Source organism: Methylophaga sp. SB9B, from assembly GCF_004832235.1.
Classification (GTDB): Bacteria; Pseudomonadota; Gammaproteobacteria; order Nitrosococcales; family Methylophagaceae; genus Methylophaga; species Methylophaga muralis.
The window spans coordinates 1-14532 of the sequence record NZ_SSXS01000019.1; the positions used below are offsets into that span (position 1 = coordinate 1).

General features: G+C 43.1%; 27 protein-coding genes and 2 pseudogenes. All 29 read right to left on the minus strand.

The features are described 5' to 3' along the window. Nucleotides 1–299: 299 nt before the first annotated feature. Nucleotides 300–679, minus strand: a pseudogene (gene rplQ, locus E8Q33_RS14760) (50S ribosomal protein L17). 38 nt (nucleotides 680–717) lie between these two features. Beyond that, on the minus strand, nucleotides 718–1701 hold the full coding sequence (gene rpoA / locus E8Q33_RS14765; RefSeq protein ID WP_069296923.1) for a DNA-directed RNA polymerase subunit alpha: 984 nt from the start codon (nucleotides 1699–1701) through the stop codon (nucleotides 718–720). A 40-nt stretch (nucleotides 1702–1741) separates the two neighbouring features. Further along, a complete protein-coding gene (gene rpsD, locus E8Q33_RS14770) occupies nucleotides 1742–2362 on the minus strand; it encodes a 30S ribosomal protein S4 (RefSeq protein ID WP_069296924.1) in 621 nt (206 codons plus the stop codon). A 21-nt stretch (nucleotides 2363–2383) separates the two neighbouring features. Then, nucleotides 2384–2773 carry a 30S ribosomal protein S11 gene (gene rpsK, locus E8Q33_RS14775; RefSeq protein ID WP_009726911.1) on the minus strand — a complete coding sequence of 130 codons (390 nt, stop codon included), beginning with the start codon at nucleotides 2771–2773 and terminating at the stop codon, nucleotides 2384–2386. 16 nt (nucleotides 2774–2789) lie between these two features. Beyond that, nucleotides 2790–3143 carry a 30S ribosomal protein S13 gene (gene rpsM, locus E8Q33_RS14780; RefSeq protein WP_069296925.1) on the minus strand — a complete coding sequence of 118 codons (354 nt, stop codon included), beginning with the start codon at nucleotides 3141–3143 and terminating at the stop codon, nucleotides 2790–2792. A gap of 85 nt (nucleotides 3144–3228) precedes the next feature. Then, complete coding sequence (gene rpmJ, locus E8Q33_RS14785) at nucleotides 3229–3342, minus strand: 50S ribosomal protein L36 (RefSeq protein WP_084003086.1); 114 nt, start codon at nucleotides 3340–3342, stop codon at nucleotides 3229–3231. A gap of 29 nt (nucleotides 3343–3371) precedes the next feature. Then, nucleotides 3372–4724 carry a preprotein translocase subunit SecY gene (secY, locus tag E8Q33_RS14790; protein ID WP_211116194.1) on the minus strand — a complete coding sequence of 451 codons (1353 nt, stop codon included), beginning with the start codon at nucleotides 4722–4724 and terminating at the stop codon, nucleotides 3372–3374. A gap of 5 nt (nucleotides 4725–4729) precedes the next feature. Further along, on the minus strand, nucleotides 4730–5164 hold the full coding sequence (gene rplO / locus E8Q33_RS14795; protein ID WP_136555682.1) for a 50S ribosomal protein L15: 435 nt from the start codon (nucleotides 5162–5164) through the stop codon (nucleotides 4730–4732). A 2-nt stretch (nucleotides 5165–5166) separates the two neighbouring features. Further along, nucleotides 5167–5355, minus strand: a complete 189-nt coding sequence (rpmD, locus tag E8Q33_RS14800; protein ID WP_069296927.1) for a 50S ribosomal protein L30 — start codon at nucleotides 5353–5355, stop codon at nucleotides 5167–5169. 4 nt (nucleotides 5356–5359) lie between these two features. Further along, the gene (gene rpsE / locus E8Q33_RS14805) at nucleotides 5360–5869 is read right to left on the minus strand and encodes a 30S ribosomal protein S5 (RefSeq protein WP_014707477.1); all 510 of its coding nucleotides are present in this window, start codon (nucleotides 5867–5869) and stop codon (nucleotides 5360–5362) included. Nucleotides 5870–5887: 18 nt separating this feature from the next. Further along, on the minus strand, nucleotides 5888–6241 hold the full coding sequence (gene rplR, locus E8Q33_RS14810; protein WP_069296928.1) for a 50S ribosomal protein L18: 354 nt from the start codon (nucleotides 6239–6241) through the stop codon (nucleotides 5888–5890). 12 nt (nucleotides 6242–6253) lie between these two features. Next, entirely contained in the window at nucleotides 6254–6787 is a 534-nt protein-coding gene (rplF, locus tag E8Q33_RS14815) for a 50S ribosomal protein L6 (RefSeq protein WP_069296929.1), read from the minus strand. A 23-nt stretch (nucleotides 6788–6810) separates the two neighbouring features. Next, entirely contained in the window at nucleotides 6811–7206 is a 396-nt protein-coding gene (rpsH, locus tag E8Q33_RS14820) for a 30S ribosomal protein S8 (RefSeq protein ID WP_069296930.1), read from the minus strand. Nucleotides 7207–7236: 30 nt separating this feature from the next. Continuing rightward, nucleotides 7237–7542: a 30S ribosomal protein S14 gene (rpsN, locus tag E8Q33_RS14825; protein WP_014707481.1), complete on the minus strand. Its 306-nt coding sequence runs from the start codon at nucleotides 7540–7542 to the stop codon at nucleotides 7237–7239. A 23-nt stretch (nucleotides 7543–7565) separates the two neighbouring features. Then, entirely contained in the window at nucleotides 7566–8105 is a 540-nt protein-coding gene (gene rplE, locus E8Q33_RS14830) for a 50S ribosomal protein L5 (RefSeq protein ID WP_069296931.1), read from the minus strand. Nucleotides 8106–8126: 21 nt separating this feature from the next. Then, nucleotides 8127–8444, minus strand: a complete 318-nt coding sequence (rplX, locus tag E8Q33_RS14835) for a 50S ribosomal protein L24 (RefSeq protein ID WP_069296932.1) — start codon at nucleotides 8442–8444, stop codon at nucleotides 8127–8129. A gap of 16 nt (nucleotides 8445–8460) precedes the next feature. Further along, nucleotides 8461–8828, minus strand: a pseudogene (rplN, locus tag E8Q33_RS14840) (50S ribosomal protein L14). A gap of 27 nt (nucleotides 8829–8855) precedes the next feature. Beyond that, nucleotides 8856–9116, minus strand: a complete 261-nt coding sequence (gene rpsQ / locus E8Q33_RS14845; protein ID WP_069296934.1) for a 30S ribosomal protein S17 — start codon at nucleotides 9114–9116, stop codon at nucleotides 8856–8858. Nucleotides 9117–9125: 9 nt separating this feature from the next. Continuing rightward, the gene (gene rpmC, locus E8Q33_RS14850) at nucleotides 9126–9311 is read right to left on the minus strand and encodes a 50S ribosomal protein L29 (protein WP_014707486.1); all 186 of its coding nucleotides are present in this window, start codon (nucleotides 9309–9311) and stop codon (nucleotides 9126–9128) included. Continuing rightward, a complete protein-coding gene (rplP, locus tag E8Q33_RS14855; protein ID WP_069296935.1) occupies nucleotides 9311–9724 on the minus strand; it encodes a 50S ribosomal protein L16 in 414 nt (137 codons plus the stop codon). The genes rpmC and rplP overlap by 1 nt, the downstream gene beginning before the upstream one ends. An 11-nt stretch (nucleotides 9725–9735) precedes the next feature. After that, the gene (gene rpsC, locus E8Q33_RS14860; protein WP_069296936.1) at nucleotides 9736–10395 is read right to left on the minus strand and encodes a 30S ribosomal protein S3; all 660 of its coding nucleotides are present in this window, start codon (nucleotides 10393–10395) and stop codon (nucleotides 9736–9738) included. Between the two features lie 12 nt (nucleotides 10396–10407). Next, complete coding sequence (gene rplV, locus E8Q33_RS14865; protein ID WP_014707489.1) at nucleotides 10408–10740, minus strand: 50S ribosomal protein L22; 333 nt, start codon at nucleotides 10738–10740, stop codon at nucleotides 10408–10410. A gap of 9 nt (nucleotides 10741–10749) precedes the next feature. Next, nucleotides 10750–11025: a 30S ribosomal protein S19 gene (gene rpsS / locus E8Q33_RS14870; protein ID WP_041354584.1), complete on the minus strand. Its 276-nt coding sequence runs from the start codon at nucleotides 11023–11025 to the stop codon at nucleotides 10750–10752. A gap of 17 nt (nucleotides 11026–11042) precedes the next feature. Beyond that, nucleotides 11043–11870 (minus strand): 50S ribosomal protein L2, encoded by an 828-nt coding sequence (gene rplB, locus E8Q33_RS14875; protein ID WP_069296937.1) that lies wholly within the window; start codon nucleotides 11868–11870, stop codon nucleotides 11043–11045. A 26-nt stretch (nucleotides 11871–11896) separates the two neighbouring features. Beyond that, nucleotides 11897–12190: a 50S ribosomal protein L23 gene (gene rplW / locus E8Q33_RS14880; protein ID WP_069296938.1), complete on the minus strand. Its 294-nt coding sequence runs from the start codon at nucleotides 12188–12190 to the stop codon at nucleotides 11897–11899. Continuing rightward, a complete protein-coding gene (rplD, locus tag E8Q33_RS14885) occupies nucleotides 12187–12804 on the minus strand; it encodes a 50S ribosomal protein L4 (protein WP_069296939.1) in 618 nt (205 codons plus the stop codon). The genes rplW and rplD overlap by 4 nt, the downstream gene beginning before the upstream one ends. A 23-nt stretch (nucleotides 12805–12827) precedes the next feature. Next, nucleotides 12828–13460 (minus strand): 50S ribosomal protein L3, encoded by a 633-nt coding sequence (gene rplC / locus E8Q33_RS14890; protein WP_136555683.1) that lies wholly within the window; start codon nucleotides 13458–13460, stop codon nucleotides 12828–12830. A gap of 13 nt (nucleotides 13461–13473) precedes the next feature. Then, the gene (rpsJ, locus tag E8Q33_RS14895) at nucleotides 13474–13788 is read right to left on the minus strand and encodes a 30S ribosomal protein S10 (protein ID WP_007144672.1); all 315 of its coding nucleotides are present in this window, start codon (nucleotides 13786–13788) and stop codon (nucleotides 13474–13476) included. A gap of 5 nt (nucleotides 13789–13793) precedes the next feature. Further along, nucleotides 13794–14532, minus strand: a 739-nt coding sequence (locus tag E8Q33_RS14900; protein WP_247870142.1) for an EF-Tu/IF-2/RF-3 family GTPase, incomplete at its 5' end; no start/stop codon positions are given.

The following is a 14532-nucleotide window of genomic DNA, read 5'->3' on the forward strand; positions in this document are numbered from 1 at the left end:
CGAATAGCTCACGTCGTTTTTTCTTCTCAGAAATATACAACGCAAGTACCCACACAAATTACTTGATACCAGTTTTTTAAAGAGCTTGCAGATAATAACGCCCTGCAAAGAAGCGAGAATTATACAGCCACTCGCCAGGCTGTCAACACTAAAAACCAACTAATTCATCCAAAATCTAAAAACAAACTATTTGGTCACTTTAAATCAATAAGTTAGCAATGCTAATTTAAAAACAGATGTTCTATATACAACTAAACCGGCAATAGCCGGTCTAGTTTGCAATCAATTAAGATTAAATATTAAGCAGATACTTCAGTTTCAGCAGCACGATCAACAAGTTCAACGATGGCCATTGGTGCTTTATCACCATCACGCAGGCCAGTTTTTAACACGCGTACGTAACCACCAGGGCGGTTAACAGAGCGAGGCGAAACTTCGTTAAATAACTTGGTCACTGCATCACGGCTACCTAAGCGGCAAAAGCCAGACGACGATTGGCAACACTATCTGTCTTGCCTAAAGTGATAAGTGGCTCAATAACACCACGCAACTCTTTAGCCTTAGGCAGTGTTGTGCGAATGACCTCATGCTCAAGCAACGATGAAGCCATATTTTTGAACATAGCTTTTCTATGACTGCTATTGCGGTTTAATTTACGACCTGAATTACGATGACGCATGGTTCTTACCCTATTCTTTGTGCTGAATTACTTCAGTATTATTTTTGCTCTAAAGAGGCAGGTGGCCAGTTATCAAGGTGCATGCCTAAAGACAAGCCTTTTGATGCCAGGACTTCTTTGATTTCTGTCAGGGACTTTTTACCTAAATTAGGCGTTTTCAAAAGTTCCATTTCAGTACGTTGAATCAAATCACCTACGTAATAAATATTTTCTGCTTTCAGACAGTTCGCTGAACGGACCGTCAGATCCAAATCATCAATTGCCTGCAATAAAGCTGGGTCAATTGGCGGCTGCTTTGGCTCAGAGGCTGCTTCTTCAATTACCGTAAAATCTACAAAAGAAGTTAACTGATCACTTAAGATTGTTGCTGCATATTTAATAGCATCTTCGGCATCCAAAGTACCGTTTGTTTCAACATCAATGATAAGTTTATCCAAATCCGTACGATTTTCAACACGTGCACTTTCAACGGCATAAGTAACCAAACGTACAGGGCTGAATGAAGCATCAAGATGCAACTGACCGATAGCACGGTCTTCATCTTCACCTAAAGCACGGCTGTTAGCAGCAGAATAACCGCGACCTTTAACCACTTTGAAAGTAACTGACAGGCTACCACCAGTTAAGTTAGCAATTACATGATCAGGATTAGTTACTACTACATTGTGTGGTAACTGAATATCTGCTGCAGTAACAGGGCCAACACCTTCTTTGTTCAAACTTAATACAGCTTCAGTTGCATCATGTAACTGAACAGCAATACCTTTCATATTCAGAAGAATATCTAAAACATCTTCCTGTACGCCAGTAATTGCTGAATATTCATGCACTACACCGTCGATTTGTGCTTCAACAACTGCTGCACCTTCCATCGAGGAAAGCAGAATTCTACGTAATGCATTACCCAGCGTATGACCAAAACCACGTTCTAGGGGTTCCAGTACCAGACGTGTACGTGTGTCACTAAACTTCTGGATATCGACGATCCTTGGTTTAAGAAATTGACTCGTATAAGTCGTCATGCAAATTCCTCTAATAAATCCGTTATGGATTTAGTTATGTCTATTTCGAGTAAAGCTCTACAACCAGGTTTTCTGAAAGTTCGGCCGGCAATTCATCACGTTCAGGAGCACGTTTAAACACACCTGACAGAGCTTGCGTATTTACTTCGATCCATTCTGGGAAACCTAATTGTTCTGCTACTGACATAGCATTCACAATGCGTTCTTGTTTCTTTGATTTCTCACGAATCTCAACAACATCACCTTCTTTTACTTGATAAGAAGGAATATTAGTAACGCGACCATTTACCATGATTGCTTTGTGAGAAACTAATTGTCTAGATTCAGCACGAGTTGAACCAAAGCCCATACGGTAAACAACATTATCAAGACGTTGTTCAAGCAAGTTCAACAAGTTAACACCTGTTGCGCCTTTTTTCTGATCAGCTAATTTGTAATAGTTACGAAATTGCTTTTCAAGAACGCCATACATACGACGGATACGTTGCTTAGCACGTAGCTGAACCGCATAATCAGATTCACGACCACGACGTGCACCGTGTTGACCTGGCTTTTGTTCAATCTTGCATTTGCTTTCCAGAGGGTTACCTCTGCTCTTCAGAAAAAGGTCAGTACCTTCTCTGCGGCTTAGCTTGCAAGTTGGGCCACGATATTTTCCCATTAGTGTTACTCCAAAAACCTGTTAAACGCGACGACGCTTAGGAGGACGGCAACCATTGTGTGGAATGGGCGTCACGTCTGTAATATTAGTAATTTTAAAACCTAAATTATTTAGGGCACGAACAGCAGATTCGCGACCTGGACCTGGACCTTTGATTTCAACATCCAAGTTTTTCATACCAAATTCTTTCACTACTTCGCCAGCTTTTTCAGCAGCAACCTGTGCAGCAAATGGTGTGCTTTTACGCGAACCACGGAAACCACAACCACCGGCAGTAGCCCATGAAAGCGCATTACCTTGACGATCAGTAATGGTGACAATCGTATTATTAAATGATGCATGAACATGAGCGACACCGTCGACCACATTCTTTTTAACGCGTTTGCGTTGTCGTGCTGATGAATTTGCCATCGAAGCGCCTCTTAACTTACTTAATCATACGGCGAGGACCTTTACGAGTCCTTGCGTTCGTTTTAGTTCTCTGCCCGCGAACCGGCAGACCTCTGCGGTGACGGACACCACGGTAGCAACCCAAGTCTTTAAGACGTTTGATATCCATAGAGACTTCACGACGCAAATCACCTTCAACAGTATATTTGGCAACCTCTGTGCGAAGTGCCTCAACTTCCTGCTCAGAAAGATCGCGAATTTTTGCATCAGGTGCAATACCTGCTGCTTCACAGATCTTTTGTGAACGTGTACGACCAATGCCGTAAATCGATGTGAGAGCGATTACCGTGTGCTTTTGCACAGGAACATTTATACCAGCTATACGAGCCATTCAATTACCCTAAATTTCTCAGGAGTGAACAGTGAATTGTATCATACAAAACTACAGTTCAACAACAATCACCGAACAGTCAAATTTAACCTTGACGTTGCTTATGGCGAGCTTCTGTGCATATAACACGCAGAACCCCATTTCTTTTTACAATTTTGCAATTACGGCATATCTTTTTTACTGACGCCTGAACTTTCATTATTTTTCTCCAGCAAACTATTTGTAAAGTTAGCGTAAAAAACCGCCAACTCCATTATTATTCTTGTTTGATTTACGCATCAAACTTTCATACTGCTGCGACATCATGTGTGATTGCACTTGTGAAACAAAATCCATTGTCACAACAACGATGATAAGCAAAGAGGTACCACCGAAATAGAACGGTACACTCCAATAGAGTATAAGAAACTCTGGCAACAAACAGACAGCGGTTATATATACAGCGCCAGCTAACGTTAAACGTCCCATAACGGTATCGATATAACGTGATGTTTGTTCACCAGGACGAATCCCAGGAATAAAAGCTCCAGACTTTTGCAGATTCTCTGCCGTTTCTTTTGGATTAAATACTAATGCTGTATAAAAGAAACAAAAGAATATAATCGCAAAAGCATACGCCATAACATACATAGGCTGGCCCGGTGACATGAGTGTTGAGATATCACTCAACCAACTCATACCTTCCGAAGAGCCGAACCAACCAGCAATGGTAGCCGGGAACAATATAATACTTGAAGCAAAGATTGGTGGTATAACACCAGCCATATTTAACTTCAATGGTAAATGTGTAACTTGGCCAGCCATCATTTTCCGACCTTGTTGACGCTTCGCATAATGTATAGGTATACGTCTTTGAGCACGCTCAACGAATACTACAAAAGCAGTTACTGCAAGAGCCATAACTAATAAAGCTATCACAAGAAATGGTGCTAATTGTCCAGTTCTGGCTAACTCAAGGGTTCCACCAATAGCAGAAGGTAAACCGGCAACGATACCTGCAAAAATGATAATCGAGATACCATTACCAATTCCACGCTCAGTGATCTGCTCACCTAGCCACATTAAGAACATAGTTCCAGTTACTAAGGTTACTACTGCAGTAAATCGGAATAACAAACCCGGATCTATAACAACACCCGAACCACCCGCTTGCTGGCTTTCCAATGCAATTGAAATACCAATAGCTTGAAAGGTTGCTAAAGCCAAAGTGCCATAACGAGTGTACTGAGTAATCTTACGTTTACCTGCTGCACCTTCTTTTTTAAGCTGAGCTAATTTAGGGTGTACAACAGTCAACAACTGCATAATGATAGATGCCGAGATGTAAGGCATGATACCTAGTGCAAATACAGATAAACGCTCTAAAGCACCACCTGAAAACATGTTGAACATGTCCAAGATAGTGCCGCGTTGCTGTTCGAACATAATTGCTAAAGCAGCAGGATCAATACCAGGCACTGGAATGAAAGTACCTAAGCGATAAACTACCAATGCCCCTAAAACAAAAAGAAGACGGCTTTTAAGTTCACCATATCGACCACCGCTCATCATTGCTGCGGCTTGTTGTCTGTTTTTTTCCACAAATATTACTCTTCGACCTTACCACCGGCAGCTTCTACTGCTGCCTTTGCACCTGCAGTAAGAGCCATACCCTTAATCGTTACAGATTTAGTAAGCTCACCAGAGTTAATTACTTTTACACGCAAGGTGTTTTCAGGCACGGCACCGACAGATTTCAATGTCAACAAATCAATTACATCCGCATCAATAGATGCGATTGTATCTAACCGTACTTGTGCTGTAGTTCTGCTAACACGCGAGCTAAAACCAACCTTCGGCAAACGGCGTTGTAAAGGCATTTGACCGCCTTCAAAACCACGTTTATGGAATCCACCAGAACGTGCTTTTTGGCCTTTGTGACCACGACCACAAGTTTTACCTAAGCCTGAACCAATTCCACGACCTACGCGTTTAGCTGATTGTTTTTCACCTTCAGCCGGTGCAATTGTATTTAAGTTCATCTCTATACTTCCTCAACCTTCAACAGGTAAGAAACATGATTAATCATGCCTCGATTTTCAGGGGTATCGATTACAACCGCACTGCTACCTGTTTTACGTAAACCTAAGCCTGCGACACAGGCTTTGTGTTTTTCAAGTCTTCCAATGGTGCTTTTGACCAAAGTGACTTTAATTTTTGCTTGTGAACTCATTTGATTATTCCATGATCTCTTTAACCGACTTACCACGTTTGGCAGCGATAGATTCAGGGTTGTTCATATCAGTAAGACCATTGATGGTAGCGCGAACTACATTTAGAGGATTGGTTGAACCAATCGACTTGGCCAGAACGTTATGAACACCGACAGCATCAAATACTGCGCGCATTGCACCACCGGCAATAACACCCGTACCTTCTGAAGCAGGCTGCATAAATACCTTAGCAGCACCATGACGAGCTGTCAGAGGGTGGTGCAGAGTATCACCATTGAGCACAACTTTCTTCATGTTTTTACGAGCTTCATCCATTGCTTTCTGAATAGCAACAGGTACTTCGCGCGCTTTACCTTGGCCAAAGCCAACACGTCCGTTACCGTCACCAACAATTGTCAATGCAGAAAAACCAAATACACGACCACCCTTCACTACTTTAGCGACGCGGCGAATACCTACTAACTTTTCAATCAAGCCATCTGATGCGGCTTGGCGTTGTTCATTCTGTGCCATGAGTCTTACCTTATATAACTAGAACTGCAAGCCGTTTTCACGAGCTGCATCAGCCAGGGCCTTAACGCGACCGTGATAACTAAAACCGGAACGATCAAAGGCAACTTGTGTAATACCTTCTTTTACTGCACGTTGTGCAACAGTCTTTCCAACCAATTCGGCTGCAGCTACATTTCCAGTAGCTTCAAGTGCTTTTTTCACTTCTGGGTCTAAAGTTGAAGCAGATGCAACTACTTTAGAACTATCGTGAGTAAGGACCTGAGCATAGATATGACGCGGCGTTCTGTGAATTGTGAGTCGGTAGACTTCCAATTCTCTGATTTTGGCACGCGCTCTTGCAGCTCTGCGTAATCTTGACGATTTTTTATCCATGATTCAGCCTAATTATTTTTTCTTAGCTTCTTTACGAGCAACATATTCATCTGAATAGCGAACACCTTTACCTTTGTAAGGTTCAGGTGAGCGATAAGCACGAATATCTGCCGCCACTTGTCCGACCGCTTGTTTGTCAGCGCCCGTAACAACAATTTCTGTTTGACTTGGGGTTTCAACTGTAATGCCAGCAGGCACACTGTATTGAACAGGGTGAGAAAACCCCAAAGTCAGGTCGAGCTTGTCACCTTGTGCTTTAGCACGGTAACCAACACCAACCAATGTTAATTTCTTTTCAAAACCTTTAGAAACACCATCAACCATGTTACTGATTAAAGCTCTAGCAGTTCCCGTTAAGGCAACAGCTTGTTTTGAATTATTTTTTGCGACGGTCTTGAGTGCAGAACCTTCCTGCGACACTTCTACATCGGCATGAAAAGTACGTGACAATGTTCCTTTCGAACCTTTAACCGTAACTTCACTACCGTTGAGAGCAACCTCAACACCAGCAGGAATTTCAACTGGCGCATTTGCAATACGTGACATGTTCTATCTCCTGGAAATAAGGCTTAGCTAACGGCACACAGGACTTCACCGCCCTGACCAAGTGCACGCGCTTTACGATCAGCCATCACACCTCTAGAGGTAGACACGATAGCAACACCGAGACCACCGATTACTTGCGGGATTTTATCCGCTGAACGGTAAACTCGAAGACCTGGACGGCTGATGCGGTTGATTTGTTCGATAACCGGTTTGCCTTCAAAATATTTCAGGCTGATGGTCAACAGGGGTTTGCCTGCATTTTCATTAACACTGAAATCAGCAACATAACCTTCATCTTTAAGTACTTGAGCAATACTCAGCTTAACCTTAGAAGAAGGCATTGTTACATCAACTTTATTTGCTTGTTGGGCATTGCGGATGCGTGTCAACATATCAGCAATTGGGTCAGTCATACTCATTTAATTTAGCTCCACTAAACAGATTGGCAACTACCAACTCGCCATGACTAGGCCAGGGATATCGCCATTCATTGCATGTTCGCGCAGTTTGTTTCTTGAAAGACCAAACTTACGGTAATAACCGTGTGGACGACCAGTAATTTCACAACGATTTCTCATACGTACTGCACTTGAGTTACGTGGTAAAGCATGAAATTTCTTTGCAGCAACTTCACGTTCTTCCATACTCAATGATGAATTGATCATTTGTTTTTTCAATTCAGCGCGTTTGGCAGCGTATTTTTCTACCATTTTTGCTCTTTTAATCTCGCGATTAATCATGCAACGTTTAGCCATAACTTATTCCACCCGGACTTGGTTTATTTTCTAAAAGGAAACTTGAACGCGGTTAATAAAGCACGTGACTCTTCTGCAGTTTTTGCAGTGGTGGTAATGGTAATGTCCATACCGCGTGTTTTATCAATCTTGTCAAACTCAATTTCAGGGAAAATGATTTGCTCTTTAATCCCCATACTGTAGTTTCCTTGACCATCAAATGATTTCGGGTTTAATCCACGAAAGTCACGAATTCTCGGAATAGAAATACTAATCAGACGATCGAGAAAGTCATACATGCGATCACTCCGCAATGTTACTTTACAACCAATCGGCCAACCTTCACGCACTTTGAAACCGGCAACTGATTTACGTGCTTTGGTAACAACGGCTTTTTGACCGGAAATAGCTTCCATGTCAGCAACAGCGTTTTCAAGCACTTTCTTATCAGTCAAAGCTTCACCAACACCCATATTCAGAGTGATTTTGGTTATGCGTGGTACTTCCATAACGGATTTATAGCCAAACTGTTCTTGCAGTTGTTTGACTACTTCTTCACGATAAATTTGTTTTAATCTGCTCACTTTAATATCCCAACTCTAAGCTCAAGCGCCAACGGTTTCGCCGTTCGACTTGAAGACGCGAACTTTGCGGCCATCTTCGAGAAATTTGAAACCTACTTTATCGCCTTTTCCAGAAGCTGGATTCAGCAAAGCAAGATTCGACCCATGAATTGGCATTTCTTTTTCAACAATACCACCTGTGCGACCTAACGCCGGGTTTGGCTTAGTGTGCTTTTTGACAAGATTGATGCCTTGAACAACAAACTTACCACCTTCGACCCGACGTAGGATTTCACCTTGTTTGCCACGATCTTTACCAACCGTAACAACAACTTGATCGCCTTTTACTAATCTTTCCATCCTTCAGCGCTCCTACTTAAAGTACTTCCGGTGCCAATGAAATGATCTTCATGAATTTTTCACCACGAAGTTCACGCGTGACCGGGCCGAAAATACGTGTACCAATTGGCTGATGTGCAGCATTCAATAAAACAGCAGCGTTAGTATCGAAGCGGATAACCGAACCATCTGGACGGCGAACACCTTTACGAGTTCTAACGATGACAGCATTGTGCACATCACCTTTTTTTACTTTTCCACGCGGCGCAGCTCTTTGATAGTGACTTTAATTACATCACCAATCCCAGCATAACGACGGTGTGAACCACCTAAAACTTTGATGCATTCTACTCGTTTAGCACCGCTATTATCGGCCACATCGAGACTACTTTGCATTTGAATCATGGTCTAAACTCCAAACTGAATAGTTGCTTACTTCGCACGATCAATAATGTCGACCAGCTTCCAGCACTTCGTCTTAGACAGTGGGCGCGATGAGGCAACACTTACTACGTCACCGACATTACATTCATTCTTTTCATCATGAACATGTAATTTCGTTGAACGTTTCACATATTTTTTGTAGATCGGATGGGCAACACTACGTTCAACTAGAACAGTAATGGTTTTATCCATCTTGTCACTGACAACACGACCAATTAACGAACGTGCATTTTTTTCTTGTTCACTCATTTCAGTGCCCTATTTATTCTCAGTCAGTACAGTCTTGATGCGTGCAATATCACGGCGCACACGCTTCAGCTCAGAGTTACGTGTCAACTGGCCGGTAGCGTTTTGCATACGCAAATTAAACTGTTCCTTGTGAAGTTCACCCAGCTCTTTAGCCAGATCCTCAGCAGATTTTTGTCTAATTTCGCTCGCTTTCATTACAGTATCGCCCGAGTTACAAATGTCGTTTTAACAGGAAGTTTAGCTGCTGCAAGACGGAACGCTTCACGAGCGATCTCTTCTGTAACACCTTCCATTTCATAGAGCATGCGACCAGGCTGAACATTCGCCACCCAGTATTCAACATTACCCTTACCTTTACCTTGACGCACTTCCAGTGGTTTGCTGGAAATTGGCTTATCTGGGAAAACACGGATCCAGATTTTACCACCACGTTTAATGTGACGAGTCATTGCGCGACGAGCTGCCTCAATTTGACGAGCAGTAATACGTCCACGATCTAATGACTTCAAACCGAACTCACCAAAACTTACTTTGGCGCCACGGTGAGCTAGGCCACGGTTGCGCAGCTTCTGCTGCTTTCTAAATTTCGTTCTTTTTGGCTGTAACATTGGTTATAACCTTATTTTTCTGCAGGTGCGTTTTGAGCCTGAGCATCAAAAACTTCACCTTTAAAAATCCAAACCTTCACACCGATAATACCGTAGGTGGTTTTAGCTTCTGCAGTACCATAATCGATATCAGCACGCAGAGTATGCAAAGGAACACGGCCTTCACGGTACCATTCGGTACGGGCAATCTCTGCGCCATTGAGGCGACCAGCAACATTAATACGAATACCTTCAGCACCAACACGCATTGTGTTAGTAACTGCACGTTTCATCGCACGACGGAACATAATGCGACGTTCAAGTTGTTGCGCAACGCTTTCAGCAACTAATGTTGCATCGAGCTCAGGTTTGCGAATTTCTTCAACGCCGACATTGACAGGAATACCCATGATTTCTGATGCTTCCTGGCGAAGCTTGTCGATATCTTCACCTTTTTTACCAATAACAATCCCTGGACGGGCTGTATGAATGGTAATTTTTGCATTCTTAGCTGGTCTGTCGATTTGAATCTTGCTCACAGAAGCATGTGCAAGTTTCTTTTTCAGATAGTTACGTACCTTCAGATCATTATTCAGCATTTCTGCAAAATTGGCTGAATCTGCATACCAGATCGAATTCCAATTTTTAATTATACCAAGTCTGAAACCAGTTGGGTGAACCTTTTGTCCCATAAGTATTCTCTCTTACTTTTCGTCTACAACCACAGTGATGTGGCTTGTACGTTTAAGAATGCGATTACCACGGCCTTTAGCACGAGGCGACATACGCTTCATTGTTGGACCATCATCAACCATAACGGCTGAGACGTATAATTCATCAATGTCAGCACCATCATTGTGTTCAGCATTTGCAATCGCTGAATCCAATACGCCCTTCATTAAATCAGCTGCTTTTTTAGGGCTGAAAGCTAGAATGTTGATAGCGCGTTCAACGGGCAAACCTCTGATTTGATCCGCTACCAAACGCACTTTCTGTGCTGAAATGCGTGCATAGCTGAGTTTAGCTTTTGTAGCCATATCTTAACCTTATCGCTTAGATTTCTTATCGGCGGCATGACCTTTAAAGGTACGTGTTGGTGAAAATTCACCCAACTTATGCCCTACCATATCTTCTGTGACAAACACAGGAACATGCTGTTTACCATTGTGAACAGCCAGTGTTAGACCAATCATATCCGGGGAGATCATTGAACGACGTGACCATGTTTTGATCGGACGTTTGTTACTTGCATCTCTCGCTTCCAAGACCTTTTTTTCAAGGTGATGGTCAATAAATGGACCTTTTTTAATTGAACGCGGCATGTGAAATTCCTAGCCTTTTATTTACGATTACGACGACGTACGATCATATTATCCGTACGTTTGTTCTTACGAGTCTTATAGCCTTTAGTCGGCACACCCCATGGTGTAACTGGGTGACGACCACCAGAGGTACGACCTTCACCACCACCATGTGGATGGTCAACTGGGTTCATGACCACACCGCGAACGGTAGGACGAACACCACGCCAGCGTTTTGCACCGGCCTTACCAAGTGAACGTAATGAATGCTCTCCATTACCTACTTCACCCATAGTCGCTTTGCAATCCAATGGGACTTTACGAGTCTCACCACTGCGTAAACGAATAGTTGCATAACCATTTTCACGTGCAACGTATTGAACACTGCTACCAGCACTACGAGCTAACTGAGCACCTTTACCAGGTTTCAATTCGACACAGTGAACAGTGCTACCTAAAGGGATGGCAGACAACTTCAATGTATTACCAGCGCGAATCGCTGCGTTATCGCCAGATTCCAAACGATCACCAGCGCTGATGCCTTTCGGAGCGATAATGTAACGTTTTTCGCCATCGGCATAACTTAACAATGCAATATGCGCCGTACGATTTGGATCATATTCAACACGTTCAACAACAGCTGGAATGCCGTCTTTATTACGTTTGAAATCAATTACGCGGTAACGTTGTTTATGACCACCGCCTTGATGACGGACAGTAATACGACCAGCGTTATTACGGCCACCATTTTTTGTCTTTTTCTCTACCAAAGGAGCATATGGTGCACCTTTGTACAGATCTGGAGTACTGACCTGCACAACAAATCTGCGACCTGCTGATGTAGGTTTAGCCTTTATTAATGCCATTCCTGTTTCCTCATCCGTATTCTGTATTATTCGCCAAGGAAGTTGAGATCAGCACCATCAGCTAATGTCACATAGGCTTTTTTCCAGTCACTGCGCTTACCGAAACTACGGCCTACGCGTTTGACTTTGCCCTTAACATTGGCTGTTGATACAGCAGCAACTTTCACATCAAACAAGCTTTCTACGGCTTTTTTGATTTCAGCTTTGTTGGCGTTAGGTAATACTTTAAGTACTACCTGGTTATGATCTTCGGCAACTCGTGATGCTTTTTCAGCGACCACTGGGCCAAGAATAATTTTGCTTAAGCGTTCAGCGTTCATACAAATGATTCCTCAAGCTTACGAATAGAGTCTTCACTCATCACAACTTTTTCAAAACGCAACAATGCAACTGGGTTGACATGTGCAGCATCAGTGGCAGCAATGTTATACAAATTGCGCGATGCAAGTGCCAAGTTACCGGCAGCGTTTTCACAAACGATCAAAGCGTTTTCAATACCCAAAGATTTTGTCATTGCTAACAAATCTTTTGTTTTTGGTGAATCGAGCTCAACTTTATCAACCACGACCAATGCATCTTTACGACGTAATTCTGACAAAATGACAGAAATCGCATTACGATACATTTTACGGTTTACTTTCTGGCTGTAATCACGATTTTTTGATGCAAAAGTAACACCACCGCTACGCCATAAAGGGCTACGAATTGTACCAGCACGAGCACGACCACTACCTTTTTGTGAAAAAGGTTTTCTGCCGCCACCACTCACTTCTGAGCGTGTTTTCTGTGCATGTGTACCAGCGCGACCACCTGCTAAATAAGCAGTGACGACTTGATGCACAAGTGACTCATTAAACTCACGATCAAGAAACGCATCAGAAACAGTGATGTTTCCGGCTTTCTTACCGTTGAATGTTTGTAACTGAAGATCCACGTTAATTCCCCTCAGAATCTTACTTAGGCTTTCACAGCTGGGCTAACGACGACATTACTGCCGGTTGCACCTGGCACTGAGCCTTTGACCAAAATCAGGTTCCGTTCCGCATCCACTCTGACAACAGAAAGATTTTGCAACGTGCGTTTTTTATCACCCATATGGCCTGCCATTTTTTTACCCTTGAACACACGTCCAGGAGTTTGACATTGACCAATTGAACCTGGCGCTCTATGTGACAGAGAGTTACCGTGTGTTGCATCACCGCCACGGAAACCGTAACGTTTAACAACACCAGCAAAGCCTTTACCTTTTGTCAGACCAGAAACATCAATTTTCTGACCCGCTTCAAAAATATCTACTTTAAGTTCAGAACCAACTGTCAGTTCATCATGAGAATCCACTCGGAATTCACATACTTCACGACCGGCTGCGGCTTGAGCCTTAGCAAAATGACCTGCTTCAGGTTTAGTAACACGTGATGCTTTACGCTCACCCACTGTAACTTGAATCGCGTTATAACCATCAGTATCGACAGATTTCAACTGGCTGATACGGTTTGGTTCAACTTCAATAACTGTAACCGGAGTAGATACACCGTCTTCAGAGAAGACACGTGTCATACCACGTTTACGTCCGATGAGTCCGATAGTCATGACCCAACCCCTCTTAGTTCAACTTAATCTGGACGTCAACGCCAGCGGCGAGGTCCAGCTTCATCAGAGCATCAACTGTTTTATCAGTTGGCTCAACAATATCCATAAGACGTTTGTGTGTACGGATTTCATACTGTTCACGAGCGTCTTTGTTCACGTGTGGTGAAATCAGCACGGTGAAACGTTCTTTTTTTGTCGGCAATGGAATTGGACCATTAATCCGAGCACCTGTACGTTTCGCTGTTTCAACAATTTCTTTAGCTGATTGATCAATCAAACGATGATCAAATGATTTCAGCCTGATTCTAATAGTTTGAGTTGCTGCCATTTCTATTACTCAACGATTTTAGCAACGACACCAGCACCAACGGTGCGGCCGCCTTCACGAATAGCAAAACGTAAACCTTCTTCCATCGCAATCGGATTGATTAAGGTTACGTCCATCTTAACGTTATCACCAGGCATGACCATTTCAATACCTGCTGGTAATTCACATGCACCAGTTACGTCGGTGGTACGGAAATAAAACTGTGGACGGTAACCATTGAAAAATGGTGTATGACGACCACCTTCGTCTTTCGACAAAATGTACACTTCCGCTTCAAACTTGGTGTGTGGCTTGATTGTGCCTGGGTGCGCCAGTACTTGACCACGGTCAACGTCTTCACGTTTAGTACCACGTAACAACACACCAACGTTATCGCCCGCTTGACCTTGGTCAAGTAATTTGCGGAACATTTCAACACCTGTACAGGTGGTTTTTTGCGTGTCTTTGATACCAACGATTTCTAACTCGTCGCCAACTTTAACAATACCGCGCTCTACACGACCGGTTACAACGGTACCACGACCAGAGATAGAGAAGACGTCTTCGATAGGCATTAAGAATGCACCATCAATGGCACGTTTCGGCTCTGGGAAGTAGGTATCCATTGCTTCTGCTAGGCGGTGAATTGAAGGTGCACCAATTTCGCTGGTGTCGCCTTCTAATGCTTTCAACGCTGAGCCAACAATGATCGGGGTGTCATCACCTGGGAAATCATATTTGTCCAATAACTCACGGACTTCCATT